The organism is [Zimmermannella] faecalis ATCC 13722, assembly GCF_000381765.1.
Classification (GTDB): domain Bacteria; phylum Actinomycetota; class Actinomycetes; order Actinomycetales; family Microbacteriaceae; genus Gulosibacter; species Gulosibacter faecalis.
Genome location: NZ_KB907074.1, coordinates 188,760 through 201,986 on the forward strand (window position 1 = coordinate 188,760; position 13,227 = coordinate 201,986).

Consider the following 13,227-nt stretch of genomic DNA (forward strand, 5'->3'; position numbering starts at 1 on the left):
GCTAATCGTCGGTGCGGGTGCCGAACACGATCTCGTCCCACGTTGGCATCGACGGGCGCCCTGCCCCGCGCTTGCGTGCCTGCCCCTGTTCGGGGGTCTCGTCGAGCGCCAGGTCAAGCTGGTTGCCCTCGTCGCTGTCGACGACGGGGTCACCCTCCGGGTCGACCGCTTCGGCCTCGTCGTCGCCCGTCGTGGCCGCGCTCGGCTCCTCGGGAGTCGACTCGGAACGCGAACCAAACGGGGTGACGCGGGCGTTTGACGCGGGCTCGCGCTCGTCGTCGGCCTCGATGACGAGATCGTCGTCTTCGTATTCGGCCATCTCGTCATACACGGTGTGCTGCCGCTCGCCGCGTCGGCGGCGCAGCTGCTCGAGCAGGTCGGCGGTCTCGTAGGTGGTTGCCGAGTGGCGCGTTTCGGGGGCAGGTTCGGGTTCGGGTGCATCTTTCGCGGCGAGCGGGATGACCCCCTCGGTCTGGTCGTGCGCGACCGCGCGAAGGTGCGGCCCGCGCATCCCCTGCACCTCGCCCTGCTGCGAGAGTGTCACGGCCGCGGGGGAGTCGGGGCGAAGCGAGTGGGCCTTCGTGTCGAACTTCCACAGGGCGTGGCGCTCGACGTCGCCCGTCACGAAGTTGAGGCCGACGTGCCAGCCCGTCTCGGGGTCGCGCCACGCATCCCAGCGAACCTGCCGGGCCTCGAGCTGCTCGAGCCGCTCGTCGATGGCGGCGCCGAAGGTTGTTGCCTCGCTCGCGAGCGGGTCGACGTTCGGCTGCAGGCGTACCGGCACCGCGCGGGCTTGCTCAACGATGTAGCCGCGTTCGGCGACGATCGGGCCCTCGAAGCGGGCGACCGTTTCGCGATCGGCTCCGGTCGCCTCGACGACCTCGTCGACCGTGCGGCCGGCGCGAATGAGCTGCTGAATCTGGCGCGGCGGCACCTTGGGGCCCGTGCTGCGTACCTGCGGCCGCGGGCGCAGTGCCGCCTGCAGCGTGTCGTCGACGCGAACCCGGAATCGGTCGCCGCTCTCGTTGGTGGCGATGATCCAACCGTCCTCGACACTGACGAACCGCAGTTCCTGCATCTCAGCCTCCTTCATTGCCGAAAAGCATCACATCCGGGGCGCTGAGTCGGCGGCAGCGCACCCGCGCGCCGCCGAAAATTTCGCGCTCAGCGAGTTCATCCCAGGGTGGCGTTGCGAAAGCGTCAAATGTCGTGCATAATTTCGCGCCAGCAGGGGTGTTTCCCTGCCGGAGTTTTGACCCAATTGGATGGTAATGGCAACTGACTACGACGCCCCTCGGAAAACAGAAGAAGACACCGACTCGATCGAGGCGCTGAAGGAACGTGTTCCTGCCTCCGACTCGGCGAACGTCGACATCGATCAGGGTGATGGCGTACACGGCTTCGACCTGTCGGATAGCGACCTCAGCGATGTGGAGATCGAGACGGTCGTGATTCCGCCGCAGGCCGACGAGTTCACCTGCATGGAGTGCTTCCTCATTAAGCACCGCTCGCAGCTTTCGTCGCACTCGCACGAGGGCAACCCGGTGTGTAAGGACTGCGCGGGCTAACGCCCGGCACCGCCCGCACTTTCTCGCAGTGGCTCAGCTTCGCTTCGGCAGCTGGGCCACTGCTGCGTCAAGGCGCTCGACGAGCTCACGCGGGTGCCGGGTGGAGAACAGCCAATAGGGGATCGGGTCGCGGTCGTCGGTGATGTCGACCCGCACGCTCGTCCGTACCCAACCACGCAGCGTCGTCCAGGCGCGCGCGTCGAGCCCGGGCCCGGCGGCCTGCCGAGCCGCGTCGGGCGTCGTATTCGCCGTGGCGCGACCGACGTAGCGCAGCGGGATGCGAGCTCCGCCGACGCGGAGCGTCGTATCGGTGATCTCGATCGTGGGGGAGCCGCTCACGAGGATCGCGAGATAGCCGCCGAAGAGTGCGAGCCCGAGGATGATGCCGACGAAGATGTTGATCGGCAGAAATACCACGATCATCGCCGGCACCAGCAGCGCGCCGACGACGTACATCCAGATTGAGGGGGAAACCCGTTCGCGGTACATCACCCTGCTATGCAACCACCCGCGCGCCCGGGAATCCTGAGATCCAGGTGGCTGGTTGGTTGGAGCTTTCCCGAGGTCGGCTAGCCTCGTAGGGTGACTGCCCAGTATGAAATTCCCTACACCGGCACCGCGCCGGTGCGCGCGAACCCGAACGACGCCGGCGCCGACCTGGTCGCTGCAGAATCTGTGACGCTGGCGCCCGGTGAGCGCGCGCTCGTTAGTACCGGCACGGCGATCGCCCTGCCCGTCGGCACCGTCGGACTCGTCGCCCCGCGCTCGGGCCTGGCCGCCAAGCACGGCATCACGATCGTGAACGCGCCTGGCGTCATCGACGCCGGCTACCGCGGCGAACTCAAGGTGTCGCTGCTGAATACCGACGCCCGCGAGACCTACGAAATCGCGAAGGGCGATCGCATTGCGCAGTTGCTCGTCATGCCGATTCCCGCCATCGCGTTCGCGCAGGTCGACGAGCTGCCGGAGGGCGAGCGAGGTGCCGCTGGATTCGGCTCGACGGGATACGCACACGGCGACGCCGCCGCGCTGACGCGAGAGGAGACGAACTAGATGGGGCTGTTCGACATGTTCCGCAAGCAGGACGAGGTGCCGAAGGCCGAGCGTCTTGTTGTTGACGACGACGAGCTCGAGACCGACACCGAGGTCGATGAGGATCCCGAGGAGTTCGCGAAGGAGGCGCCGGACGACCGCGAAGAGGCCGGCCCGTTCGACGAATCAGAGGCCGACGCGGCCGACGGCGCCTACATTGACTTCGGCGCCCTGCGGATCCCGGCTCGCGAGGGGCTCGCGCTGCGCATGGAGTTCCTCGAGAAGACGCGCCGGGTGATCGCAGTCGCGCTCGACCTCAACGGCTCGACGCTGCAAGTGCAGGCGTTTGCGGCGCCGCGCTCGTCGGGCATCTGGAAGGATGTGCGCGACAAGCTGAAGACGACCGTCACGAAGCAGGGCGGCGAGGTGAAGGAGGTCGAGACCGACCTCGGCACCGCGCTCCACACCTCACTGCCGGCGACAGCGAACCAGCAGGGCAAGACGGGCCAGCGCCGGGGTGCATTCTTCTACGGCGTTGATGGGCCGCGCTGGTTCCTCCGCGCGGTCGTGAGCGGCGTCGCAACCCGAGACGACGAGAAGCTGGCCGAGATGCTCGAACTCTTCCGCGGCGTGATCGTTGTGCGCGGCGGCAAGGCGGTTCCGCCGCGTGACCTGCTCGAACTCACCGTGCCGAAGGCGATGGCCGAGCAAATGGCGAAGCGCGCCGAACAGCAGGGTGCGAAACAACAGGCGAACAATGCCCGCGGATAGCTCGGCGCCGGAGCCCGAGCCCGACGCGAAACCGGAGCTTGCGGCGCAGCTCGGCGCCGCAGCCCGAAATTCCGCGATCGGCAAGGTCGCCGAGACCGAGAACATGTCGCAGGCGCTGCTCGTCGCAATGGGCGGCTGGCGGGGACTCGTTGAGGCAATCCTGCCAGGCATCGCGTTCCTCGTGCTCTATGTCGTGACCTCCGACCTCTGGCTCTCGGTCGGGGTACCGGCCGCGCTGGGGCTCGTGTTTGTGGTCATCCGCCTCGTTCGCCGCGAGCCGTCTGGTTCGGCCATCGGCGGGCTCCTCGGGCTCGTCCTGTCGGGCTTTCTTGCGCTGCGCAGCGGCGAGGGGGCGCAGTATTTCGTCGTGGGATTCTGGACCAACGGCGCTTATGCGGCGGCACTCCTCATCTCGATGCTCGTGCGCTGGCCGCTCATCGGCGTCATCTCAGGTTTTCTGTTTGGCGACGGCGTCGCCTGGCGCGCGTCGCGACGACTCCGGTGGTGGATGCAGCTTGCGACCGGCATCTGGGTCGCCTTCTTCGTCGCGCGACTCGCGGTGCAGCTGCCGCTCTACTTCGCGAACGCGGTCGAGGCGCTCGGTGTCGCTCGGCTCGTAATGGGCGCGCCGCTGTTCGCCGTCGTCATCGTCGTTACGGTGCTGTTCGTGCGTGCCGTTTATCAGACCGCCTCCCGGTCGGCAAAGTCAGGCGAGCCTAAGCAGTAGCTGGCTGGGGAGTGTAATTGGGGCTTGCCGCAATGCGGTAAGATCTCTCTAAGTCGAGATAATTCTCGACGAGCAAATTTAAGGAGCACCGTGACTGCTATCAACAGCTTCGGCGCCAAGGACGTGCTCAACGTCGACGGCACCGACTACGAGATTTACCGTATCGACAAGGTCGATGGCTACGAGAAGTTGCCCTTCAGTCTGAAGGTGCTGCTTGAGAACCTGCTGCGAACCGAGGATGGCGCGAACGTCACCGCTGAGCAGATCAAGGCGATCGGCTCGTGGGACGCCAAGGCCGACCCGAACACCGAGATTCAGTTCACGCCCGCCCGCGTGGTGATGCAGGACTTCACCGGTGTGCCCTGTGTCGTCGACCTCGCGACCATGCGTGAGGCCGTGAAGGACCTCGGCGGCGACCCTGAGACCATCAACCCGCTCGCCCCCGCCGAGCTCGTGATCGACCACTCGGTCATCGCGGAGCTCTTCGGCAACGAAGACGCGTTCCAGCGCAACGTTGAGATCGAATACCAGCGCAACGGCGAGCGCTACCAGTTCCTCCGCTGGGGCCAGGGTGCGTTCGACGACTTCAAGGTCGTGCCTCCCGGGACCGGCATCGTGCACCAGGTAAACATCGAGTACCTCGCCCGCGTCACGTTCGTTCGCGAGGTCGACGGCGTCAAGCGTGCCTACCCCGACACGCTCGTCGGCACCGACTCGCACACCACGATGGTGAACGGTCTCGGCGTGCTCGGCTGGGGCGTCGGCGGTATCGAGGCCGAGGCCGCGATGCTCGGCCAGCCCGTTTCGATGCTCATTCCCAAGGTCGTCGGCTTCAAGCTCAAGGGCTCGATCCCGACCGGCGTCACCGCGACTGACGTCGTGCTTACGATCACCGACATGCTCCGCCAGCACGGCGTGGTCGGCAAGTTCGTCGAGTTCTACGGTGAGGGCGTGGGCGAAGTGCCGCTCGCGAACCGCGCCACGATCGGCAACATGTCGCCCGAGTTCGGCTCGACTGCCGCGATGTTCCCGGTCGACGACGAGACGCTGAACTACCTGCGCTTCACCGGCCGCTCCGAAGAGCAGGTGAAGCTCGTCGAGGCGTACTCGAAGGAGCAGCACCTCTGGCACGACCCGTCGAACGAGCCGAACTACTCGGAGTACCTCGAGCTCGACCTTTCGACTGTTGTCGCGTCGATCGCCGGCCCGCGTCGCCCGCAGGACCGCATCGAGCTCGACCAGGCGAAGCGCCAGTTCGAGAGCGACCTCGCGAACTACGCCTCCGAGTCGTCGAAGCCCGTCACGGTCAACAACGACGGCACCGAGTTCGAACTCGACCACGGCCACGTCGGCATTGCCGCGATCACCTCGTGCACGAACACCTCGAACCCCTCGGTCATGATGGCCGCGGGTATTCTCGCCCGCAACGCGGTCGAGAAGGGCCTGCAGTCGAAGCCGTGGGTGAAGACCACGCTCGCGCCCGGCTCGAAGGTCGTCACGAACTACTATGACAAGTCGGGGCTCACGAAGTACCTCGACGATCTCGGGTTCTACCTCGTCGGCTACGGCTGCACGACCTGCATCGGTAACTCGGGCCCGCTCGACCAGCCGATCTCCGACGCGATCAACGACAACGATCTCGCGATCACGGCGGTGCTCTCGGGTAACCGCAACTTTGAGGGGCGCATCAACCCCGACGTGAAGATGAACTACCTCGCGTCGCCGCCGCTCGTCGTCGCCTACGCGCTTGCGGGTTCGATGGACTTCGACTTCGAGAACCAGCCGCTCGGCCAGGACTCGGAGGGTGCCGACGTCTACCTCGCCGACATCTGGCCCGACAGCGCCGAGGTGCAGAAGGTCATCGACGCCTCGATCGACACCGACATGTACACGAACGAGTACGCCTCGGTGTTCGAGGGTGACGAGCGCTGGCAGTCGCTCGCGACGCCCTCGGGCTCGACCTTCGAGTGGGATGCGGAGTCGACGTATGTGCGCAAGCCCACGTACTTCGACGGCATGACGCTCGAGCTCACGCCCGTGACCGACATCGCCGACGCGCGCGTGCTCGTGAAGCTTGGCGACTCGACGACGACCGACCACATCTCGCCCGCCGGCTCGATCCCGGCCGCGAGCCCCGCGGGTCAGTACCTCGCCGACCACGGTGTCGAGCGTCGCGACTTCAACTCGTACGGGTCGCGTCGCGGTAACCACGAGATCATGATCCGCGGAACGTTCGGCAACATCCGACTCAAGAACCAGCTGCTCGACGGTGTCGAGGGTGGCCACACCCGCGACTTCACGCAGCCCGGCGGCCCGCAGTCGTTCATCTACGACGCGGCGCAGAACTACGCGGCCGAGAACACCCCGCTCGTCGTCATCGGCGGCAAGGAGTACGGCACCGGTTCGTCGCGTGACTGGGCGGCGAAGGGCACGAGCCTCCTCGGCGTGCGCGCCGTGATCGTCGAGAGCTACGAGCGTATCCACCGCTCGAACCTCATCGGCATGGGCGTGCTCCCGCTGCAGTTCCCGGCAGGTGAGTCGGCCGAGTCGCTCGGCCTCGACGGCACCGAGTCGTACTCGATCTCGGGCGTGACCGAGCTGAACAACGGTGTGACGCCGAAGACGGTGCACGTCGTCGCGACGCCGACCGCCGACTCGGCCGAGGGCCGTGAGCCAGTCGAGTTCGACGCGGTCGTGCGCATCGACACGCCGGGTGAGTCCGACTACTACCGCCACGGTGGCATCCTGCAATACGTGCTGCGCTCGCTCGTCGAGAAGCAGAAGTAGTCCGCGAACCACACGCGAAACTGAAGCGGTGGTCGGCCAGTTGGTCGACCACCGCTTCGGTTTCTCGGGTACTCGAACGGGGAAGAGCTCCTACTCGTCGGCGTCGCCCTCGGCGAGCACCTCACCGGTCACCGTGAGCCGCGTGCCGACGGCGCGCACGCGCGCATCCGTCAGCATGATTCCCGCGGGGAGCTGCTCGTTGATCGCGATTCGCTCGGGGATGCGCCCACCACGCAGCAGGATCCGCTCGATGCCCTTGTAGACGACCGCGAGCACGGGATTCTTGCTCGAGAACTTTACGCGGTGCACGTGCAACACCATGTCGTCGTCGAGGGAGGCGTGCGCCTGCACGATGATGCTCGCGCGAATAATGCCGTAGCCGACGCGCAGGTCGAGCCGGAGCTGCGCCTCGCGGTCATTCGGCGTCGAAACCTCGGGCGTGAACTCGAGGAGCTTTGCCTTGTCTTCGGCGCGTTCCAGCACCTTCTTCACGAGCGGCTCGAGGTCACGCGTGTCGAGCTCGAACTCGGCGGATGCGCGGGCTGGCTTCCCCTCCGCGGCACGCAGGTGCTTGACCCAGAGGCCGCCGTTCGCATCCTCGAGCCACGCGAAGCGCACGTTCTCGGCTTCGCCCGTTGCGCGCAGCTCGAGCGGTCCAATGAAGATCGGTTCTCCCGCGAAGCTGCCGCGGTCGACGGTGACGGGTGTCGAAGTGACGGGTTCCTTCGGAACTTCGGGGGTAGATTCTTCGTGCGTCGTGGCCGAGGCCTCGAGCTGGGCGAGGTCGAGACGCAGCCCCGTGACATCGAGACGGACGTCACGAATCCGGGTGCCCTCGTCAACGACGTCACTGGTAATCCGCATGTCGGCGGCCTGACGCGTGGTGAGGGTGCCGTCGGCGACAACGAGGTCGCGCAGGAGCGACTCGAGGGTGGCAGACGTGGTCGGTCGGGCGGCATCGAGCAGGTATTCACGCATGCCCTCAACGCTAGAGGAATTGGGTGGCGGAAACGCCGATGGGCCGGGTCGAAACCGACCCGGCCCATCCGCAGTTCCTGTCACCGACTAGCGGTGCACGGCGCCCCGAATCGTCGGGGTGTGGAACGTGCCGCCGAAGGCACGCTCGCTCGCGCCGACTCGGTCGAGGTACGGCGTGATCCCGCCGTCCATGAGCGGGAAGCCCGCGCCGAGGATCAGGCAGAGATCGATGTCTTCGGGCGCCGTGACGACGCCCTCGTCGAGCATGATCTTGATCTCTTCGGCGAGGCCCGTCTCGAGGCGTTCGCGGAGCTCGTCGGCCGACATCGGGGTCTTGCCCTCCGTGCCGACGATGCGCTCGAACTCCTTCGTGTAGCCCTTGGCGCGGCCCTTCGCGTCGCGCTCGATGAGCTTCGCGTTCGCGTCGGCGAGCGCGTCGAGGTTCTTCGACTCGAAGAAGCGGTCGGGGAAGGGCGTGTGGTGCGACGTGAGCACGTGCGCGCCGACCTTGAGCCCGACGAGCTCGAGCAGCTCAAAGGGCGTCATCGGCAGGCCGATCGGGTCGGAGGCGTGGTCGACGACCTTGATCGGGGTGCCGGTGTCGACGGCGTGCATCGCCTCGCCGAGCACCTTCGCGAGCACGCGGTTCACGACGAAGCCGGGACGGTCGCCGGTGATCACCGCGGTCTTCTTGAGGTTCTTCGCAACCTTCATCGCGGTCGCGAGGGTCACGTCGTCGGTCTTCGCCGCGTTCACGACCTCGACGAGGGGCATGACCGCGACGGGGTTGAAGAAGTGGAATCCGACGACGCGCTCCGGGTGGCGGAGCTTCGAGGCGATCTCGTCGACCGAGAGCGACGACGTGTTCGTTGCGAGGATCGCGTCCTCCGAGACAATGTCTTCGAAGTCGCCGAAGACCTGCTGCTTCACCGAGACCTCTTCGAACACGGCCTCGATGACCCAGTCGCAGTCGGCGAACCGGGTGCGGTCGGTCGTGCCCGTCACGAGGCCCTTGAGGCGGTTGAGGTCGTCGTCGCCGATGCGGCCCTTGCCGTGGAGCTTCTCGAGCTCGCCGTGCACGGCGGCAACGCCACGGTCGACGCGCTCCTGGTCGAGGTCGGTCATGACGACGGGCACCTTGAGTCGACGCACGAACAGCGTCGCAAACTGGCTCGCCATGAGGCCCGCGCCGACGATGCCGACCTTCGTGACCGGCTTCGCGAGTTTCGGGTCGGGTGCACCGACGGGGCGCTTGGCGCGCCGCTGCACGAGGTCGAACGCATACATCGACGCCATGAACTGGTCGCCGCTGATGAGGTCGGCAAGCGCCTCGTTCTCGGCCTCGAAGCCGCGCGCGAGGTCGTTGTGCTTCGCGAGCGCGAGGATGTCGAGGGCGCGGTAGGGCGAGAGCGGCACGGTGCCGAGTCGCTCCTCGACCGACTTGCGGGCGATCTTCACCGCGATGTCCCACTTCGTCATGCGCTCGATGCGGCCGGGCTCGTTCGGGCGCTTCACCGTCTCGGTGCCCGAGAGCACGGCGTCGGCGAACTTCAGCGAGTCTTCGAGGAAGTTGATGGGGGCGACGAGTCGGTCAAACAGGCCGAGCTCGTGGGCCTGCTTCGGCTTGAGGGTGCGGTTCTGCTTCAGCGGGTTCTCGATGATGACGCGAAGCGCGTTCTCGATACCGATGAGGTTCGGGACGATCGTTGCACCGCCCCAGCCGGGCACCAGGCCGAGGTAGACCTCGGGCAGCGCCACGGCGGGTGTCGACGCGTCGATCGTGCGGTAGGTCGAGTGCAGCGCGACCTCGACACCGCCTCCGAGCGCAAGGCCGTTCACGAAGGCGAAGCTCGGCACACCGAGGTCGCCGAGAATCCCGAGCGCGTCGTGGCCAAGCTCGCCCATGAGTCGCGCGACCTCGCGGCTCGGGATGCGGTCGACGAGCGAGAGGTCGGCACCGGCGGCGAAGCTGAAGCGCTTGCCCGTAATCGCGACGGCGTCGATTTCGCCGGCGGCGGCGCGACCGCGCAGCTGCTCGAGCGTCTCGCCAAGCTGCGCGAGCGTGTTCGGGCCCAGCGTGTTCGGTCGCTTGTAGTCCTTGCCGTTGTCGAGCGTGATGAGCGCGAGGGTGCGGCCCGAGCCGAGGCGTACATCCCGCACCTTCGACTCGGTGACGACCTCGGCCTCGGCCGCGCTCTCGAGGAGCTCGGCGTACTTGCTGCGGTCAAACGTGGGAGTCTTCAATTTCCTGCCTACTTTCCCGCTCGCGCGTGCTTCTTGCCGTTCCAGTTCGGGTTCTCCCAGATGATCGTGCCGCCCTGGCCGAGGCCAACGCAGAGTGCGGTGACGCCGTAGCGCACCTCGGGGAACTGCTCGAACTGGTTCGCGAGCTGCATCATGAGGCGCACGCCGCTCGCGGCGAGCGGGTGGCCGAGGGCGATCGCGCCGCCGAAGCGGTTCACCGACGGGTCGTCGTCGGCGATGCCGAAGTGGTCGAGGAACGAGAGCACCTGCACAGCGAACGCCTCGTTCAGCTCGAACAGGCCGATGTCGTCGATCTTCAGCCCGGCGCGGCGCAGGGCCTTCTCGGTCGAGGGGATCGGGCCGAGGCCCATGACCTCCGGCTCGACGCCCGCGAAGGCGAACGAGACCATCTTCATGCGCGGCTTCAGCCCGAGCTCCTTGACGATGCCACCGCTCGCGAGGATCGACGCCGTCGCGCCGTCGGTGAGCGGCGACGCGTTGCCGGCCGTGACCCGGCCGTGCGGGCGGAACGGGGTCTTGAGCCCCTTGAGCCCCTCGAGGCTCGTGTCGGGGCGCAGGTGCTCGTCGCGGTCGGCGAGGCCCCAGCCCGAGTCCGACTCGAGCGCGACGGGAATGAGGTCGCGCGCGAAGTTGCCGTCGTCGTACGCCTTCGCGGCCTTGTGCTGCGACCGCATCGCGTACTCGTCGGCGCGCTCCTTCGTCAGCTCGGGGAACCGGTCGTGGAGGCGCTCCGCCGTCATGCCCATGTTCAGGGCGTCGCCGTCGACGAGCTGCTCGGCGAGGAACCGGGGGTTCGGGTCGGCGTTAAAGCCCATCGGGTGACGCCCCATGTGCTCGACGCCGCCGGCGATGACCACGTCGTTCTGGCCGAAGCCGATGGTCGAGCCCATGAGGGCGGCCGACGTGAGCGCGCCAGCGCACATGCGGTCGAGCGCGAGGCCCGGCACCGAAAGCGGGAGGCCGGCGAGAATTGCCGTCGTGCGGCCGAGCGTGAGGCCCTGGTCGCCCTGCTGCGTCGTCGCCGCGATCGCGACGTCGTCGTATCGCTCGCCGGGGATCTCCGGGTTCCGATCGATGAGCCCCTTCATCGCCTTCACGGCGAGGTCATCGGCGCGGGTTCGCCAGTACATGCCCTTTTCACCGGCCCGACCGAAGGGGGTGCGGGTGCCATCAATGTAGTAGACCTCTGAAGCGGTCACTATTCCTCCTCGTGGCCCGCATCGTCACGGGCCGTTGTGAACGCCGCCAGCTTAACTAGCGGTGCTGGGAGGAACGGAACCGGGTTGGGCGGCCTCGACAAAGGCGCTCGCAATGACCGGTGCGGTGATGTCGATCTGCCACTGTCGGGCACCGAGCTCCGCGAGTGTCGCTCGCACCTCGTCGGGAGTGTTCGCCTGGGAATCCCAGGCGACGCGACGCAGCAGGGCCGGCGTGAGCAGGTTCTCGGTGGGCACGTGGAGCTCTTCGGCACGGTCAGCCACGGCGGGGCGGGCGGCCTGAATCCGAGCGTGCGCCTCGGGTCGCTTCTGCTCCCACGCCTTGAGCGGCGGGATGCGGTCGGGCTCGGCAGGGCGTCGTCCGGGTGGAGTATCCGTGGCGAGGCCTGCGGCCACCGCCTCCCACCAGCGGTCGAGTTGTGAGCGCGACTGGCGGCCCGTGAACTCCTTGAGTCCGGCGAGTTGGCCGCGCGAACGAGGCGCCGCCTTCGCCGCGGCGATCAACGCCCGGTCGGGCACGATTCGGCCGGGCGCCGTGTCGGTCTCGCGGGCGAGCGCATCCCGGGCAAACCAGAGCTCGCGCGCGATCGCGAGGGCTCGCGGCGAACGAAGCTGGTGCACGCCGTTGAGCGAGCGCCACCGCTCGGGGTCGCGATTCGCCTCGGGCTCGACATGCTTGACGGGATTCAGCTCGCGCACCTGGATGTCGGCAAACTCCTGCCGTGCCCACTCGTCTTTGCCCGCCTCGCGGAGTCGCTCGGCGAGCGCATCCCGCACGTCGACAAGCAGCTCAACATCGAGCGCCGCGTACGCCAGCCACTCCTTCGGGAGCGGGCGCACCGACCAATCGTCGGCCGAGTGCGCCTTCGCGAGTTCGATTCCGAGCAGCTCTTGCACGACCGCGCCGAGGCCGACGCGCTCCATGCCGAGCAGCCGCGCCGCGAGTTCGGTGTCGAACAGTCGCGTCGGCTCGAGGGCGATGTCGCGCATGCAGGGGAGGTCCTGCGTCGCCGCGTGGAGAATCCATTCGTCGTCGGCGATGACCTCGGTTACCGAGGCGAGCGACCCGAACGGAATGGGATCGATCAGCAGCGTGCCTGTGCCGCGGCGGAAGATCTGGATGAGATAGGCCTGGTCAGAGAACCGGTAGCCCGAGGCTCGCTCGGTATCAATGGCCACGGGGCCAGTGCCGGCCTCGAGGCGGTCGAGCGCCTCGCTCAGCGCGAGATGGGTGTCGATGACCTCGAGCCCGCCGCGCTCGAGGCGCTTGTCGTCAACGGTGGCCATGGTCGCGCGCCGCGTGACGCAGCACGGGGACATCGTGTGAGTCGACCGGGGGCAAGCCGGCAAGCAAGCACAGGAGCGTCGACCAGGCCGTGACGTGCGTCGCGATATCGGACGATTGCGGCGTCCACGAGGCCCGCATTTCGATTTGGGATCCCTCGCCCTGTTCGGTGAGCTCCCCAAACCCCTTCGAATTCACGACCGTCACGGTGCCAGACGGGTACCGATAGTCGGCGCCGTTCTCGTCGAGTGCGTCGACGAGCCACGACCAGGCGACCTCGGGCAGCATGCCGTCGCCGCCAATGTCAGTCTCGAGCGGTGCCTGCGCGAAGCACACGACGCGGAAGTCGCCGCGCCACGCTTCGGGCTCGGCGGGATCATGCAGCAGGATGAAGCGGCCCGTGCCGAGCTGGGAGTCACCGTCAAGGTTCTCAGGGCTAACATCGGCTGCGAGCGCGAGCGCGTGCGGCGCGAGCCCCTCGGGAGATCGGATCTCCTGCACCCGTAAGTCGCTACGAAATTCGACGGCGCGAATCGATTCGACTGCCTCGTCGAATGCCACGGGAACGGGATGCAAGCTGACCACCACGAATGCAGA

Annotated in this window: 12 protein-coding genes; 5 read left to right on the top strand and 7 right to left on the bottom strand. The window is 67.2% G+C overall.

From position 1 onward, the window contains the following. Nucleotide 1: 1 nt before the first annotated feature. Nucleotides 2-1,078: a septation protein SepH gene (gene sepH / locus G328_RS15585; RefSeq protein WP_019617451.1), complete on the bottom strand. Its 1,077-nt coding sequence runs from the start codon at nt 1,076-1,078 to the stop codon at nt 2-4. A 193-nt stretch (nt 1,079-1,271) separates the two neighbouring features. Between sepH and G328_RS0100860 the strand changes: the two genes are divergently transcribed. Beyond that, complete coding sequence (locus tag G328_RS0100860; RefSeq protein WP_019617452.1) at nt 1,272-1,568, top strand: DUF4193 domain-containing protein; 297 nt, start codon at nt 1,272-1,274, stop codon at nt 1,566-1,568. A 33-nt stretch (nt 1,569-1,601) separates the two neighbouring features. On the opposite strand, the gene G328_RS0100865 is transcribed toward G328_RS0100860, so the two are convergent. Then, on the bottom strand, nt 1,602-2,057 hold the full coding sequence (locus G328_RS0100865; RefSeq protein ID WP_019617453.1) for a DUF3093 domain-containing protein: 456 nt from the start codon (nt 2,055-2,057) through the stop codon (nt 1,602-1,604). Nucleotides 2,058-2,150: 93 nt separating this feature from the next. Between G328_RS0100865 and dut the strand changes: the two genes are divergently transcribed. From dut to acnA, 4 genes are all read left to right on the top strand, one after another. Continuing rightward, nucleotides 2,151-2,621 (top strand): dUTP diphosphatase, encoded by a 471-nt coding sequence (dut, locus tag G328_RS0100870; protein ID WP_019617454.1) that lies wholly within the window; start codon nt 2,151-2,153, stop codon nt 2,619-2,621. Then, nucleotides 2,622-3,371, top strand: coding sequence for a DUF3710 domain-containing protein (locus G328_RS13595; RefSeq protein WP_019617455.1), 750 nt, complete (start codon nt 2,622-2,624; stop codon nt 3,369-3,371). Beyond that, nucleotides 3,358-4,098 (top strand): DUF3159 domain-containing protein, encoded by a 741-nt coding sequence (locus G328_RS13600; RefSeq protein ID WP_019617456.1) that lies wholly within the window; start codon nt 3,358-3,360, stop codon nt 4,096-4,098. The genes G328_RS13595 and G328_RS13600 overlap by 14 nt, the downstream gene beginning before the upstream one ends. Nucleotides 4,099-4,188: 90 nt before the next feature. Then, nucleotides 4,189-6,885 (top strand): aconitate hydratase AcnA, encoded by a 2,697-nt coding sequence (acnA, locus tag G328_RS0100885; protein WP_019617457.1) that lies wholly within the window; start codon nt 4,189-4,191, stop codon nt 6,883-6,885. A 90-nt stretch (nt 6,886-6,975) separates the two neighbouring features. Here acnA and G328_RS0100890 read toward each other — a convergent pair whose 3' ends face one another. From G328_RS0100890 to G328_RS0100910, 5 genes are all read right to left on the bottom strand, one after another. Next, on the bottom strand, nt 6,976-7,863 hold the full coding sequence (locus G328_RS0100890; RefSeq protein WP_019617458.1) for a hypothetical protein: 888 nt from the start codon (nt 7,861-7,863) through the stop codon (nt 6,976-6,978). 87 nt (nt 7,864-7,950) lie between these two features. Continuing rightward, nucleotides 7,951-10,107: a 3-hydroxyacyl-CoA dehydrogenase NAD-binding domain-containing protein gene (locus G328_RS0100895; RefSeq protein ID WP_019617459.1), complete on the bottom strand. Its 2,157-nt coding sequence runs from the start codon at nt 10,105-10,107 to the stop codon at nt 7,951-7,953. 8 nt (nt 10,108-10,115) lie between these two features. Continuing rightward, nucleotides 10,116-11,330, bottom strand: a complete 1,215-nt coding sequence (locus G328_RS0100900; protein ID WP_026339553.1) for a thiolase family protein — start codon at nt 11,328-11,330, stop codon at nt 10,116-10,118. Between the two features lie 48 nt (nt 11,331-11,378). Further along, nucleotides 11,379-12,632 (bottom strand): HRDC domain-containing protein, encoded by a 1,254-nt coding sequence (locus G328_RS0100905; protein ID WP_019617461.1) that lies wholly within the window; start codon nt 12,630-12,632, stop codon nt 11,379-11,381. Then, nucleotides 12,619-13,191, bottom strand: coding sequence for a DUF3000 domain-containing protein (locus G328_RS0100910; RefSeq protein ID WP_019617462.1), 573 nt, complete (start codon nt 13,189-13,191; stop codon nt 12,619-12,621). The genes G328_RS0100905 and G328_RS0100910 overlap by 14 nt, the downstream gene beginning before the upstream one ends. Nucleotides 13,192-13,227 lie beyond the last annotated feature (36 nt).